General features: G+C 63.0%; 1 protein-coding gene and 1 pseudogene. Both read right to left on the bottom strand.

Going from position 1 to position 1,647, the window contains the following annotated elements; translation table 11 throughout:
• Positions 1-512, bottom strand: a 512-nt coding sequence (locus EOA75_RS32610; RefSeq protein WP_127326118.1) for a glycosyl hydrolase 108 family protein, incomplete at its 3' end; no start/stop codon positions are given.
• A gap of 91 nt (positions 513-603) precedes the next feature.
• Positions 604-1,647: pseudogene (locus EOA75_RS32605) on the bottom strand (hypothetical protein); the annotation flags it as partial.

Here is a 1,647-nt window from a genome sequence, read left to right as displayed (position 1 = left end):
GTCATCAGCATCGCTTGGATGCGCACGGCCACGACGCGCCGCTGCCACCCCTTCCCGAAGGTCGGCCAGGTCGGCAGGCGCTCGAGGAACTTGAGCCGGGCATTGCAGATCGTGTCGATCAAGACGCCTGCCGGCTTGGCACGCACTGCCGCGAGCGTAGCAGGCCCAATGCGTCCATCCTGGACGACACCGACGCCGCACGCCGCCTGAAGATACTTCGCCGCCCTGCTCGGCCCGCTGTTCACGGCGAAGTCGAAAACAGCGTAGTCGACGCCATCGGGCAACTCGGCGCCAGCGACAGCATCCCAATAGAATCGGCGATAAACCGTCGCCACCTGCTCATCGCTGATCTTCTTCAGATCGGCCTTAGTGGCATCGGCTTTGACGAACCGACGGAAGTTGGCAAGCGTCACGCCCTTCATCGTCGCGCCGCCCGGATCGGCAGCGTTGTCCGACCATCCGCCTTCCGACTTCAGGACGAGAGCAAGCGAACGCGCAAAGTTCCGGTCCATCGACGGCTCCGTTGACGATGGGCGCCATCCTGTATGCGCGAGCAGCGAAACTCTAAGCCGCTTGATCGCCTGGCTTGTTTGGTGAGCCGTGTTAGGCCCAAGCCCTCACAACCATGTTCCAGTTCGCCTCCGACAGATTGCTGTCGGCGGCAGAGGTGAAATTGACGATGGCCGGGAGCACGTTGCTACCGTATTTCACGCTAATGTTAGTGGTGTCCACTTTCATGGTCCAACCAACCGAGGAACCGCTGCCGTCGTTTCCGTCGTAGCGAGTGGGGGAGCCGATATAAAGCTCCTCACCAGCGGTGAAGCCACCTTGGGCAGTAACGCAGATAAGCGACACTTCGACTAGCTTCGGCTTTACCCCGAAGCCGTGGGCTACCGCGAAAGAGCCGCTCGATGTAATAGCCTGCGCCGGGCTTTCGTAGGACTTGCTCAAGGCAGGCGTCACCCACTGGGGCGCCGTGACCCCCGCATTCATTTGCAGAACCTGGCCAGCGGTGCCTTTCGGAAGTCGGGCGAGCGCCTTCGCGCCAGTGGCGTAGAACACATCGCCGGCAGCGACGGAGGCAGGCAGCGGAGCGAATATTTGCTGCGCAGCGCCGTCACCAATGACAAGCACGTTTTCGTCAGTGTCCCACTGGATATCACCCTCTGCCGTCGGCGTGGGCGCTGCGCTTTGCTTGAGCGTCAGCGTCGGGGTAACGATGGTCGTGTTTGGCGCGATAGCAATGGCTGCTCCGTTCGCTCGCTGGTAGGACAAGCAGCGCCAATTGCCACCGCCAAGCGACCGCATGCGCGCCACATCGCCGGCCGCAGTGGTGATGTTCGCGCCACCGGGGAGGATGAGGCTGGTGGCGTTGTGCGTGAGCGTCAGCGCGCCAGCAAACACCAGGTCGCGCTCAGCGCCTGCCGCCACGGTTCCAAGCGCCGTGATCGTGACCGTGCCTGTGATGTTGACGAGCGTACCTGTGCTGTTTGCCAGGTTGACAGTCGCGGCCGATGCCATGTCCGCTCCGGCTGCGCTTAGATTATCCGCGCCACCGACCGCCGTGCTGGACCCGGAGCCGCCGGCCGTCACCGGCCGAGCAGCGTTCGCATCCGCCACCAGGTCATCGACCAGTGCGTTGTACTT

The organism is Mesorhizobium sp. M1A.F.Ca.IN.022.07.1.1 (assembly GCF_003997575.1).
Classification (GTDB): Bacteria; Pseudomonadota; Alphaproteobacteria; order Rhizobiales; family Rhizobiaceae; genus Mesorhizobium.
The sequence above is the reverse complement of the archived record's forward strand: the minus strand, read 5'-3'. Positions and strand labels throughout refer to the sequence as shown.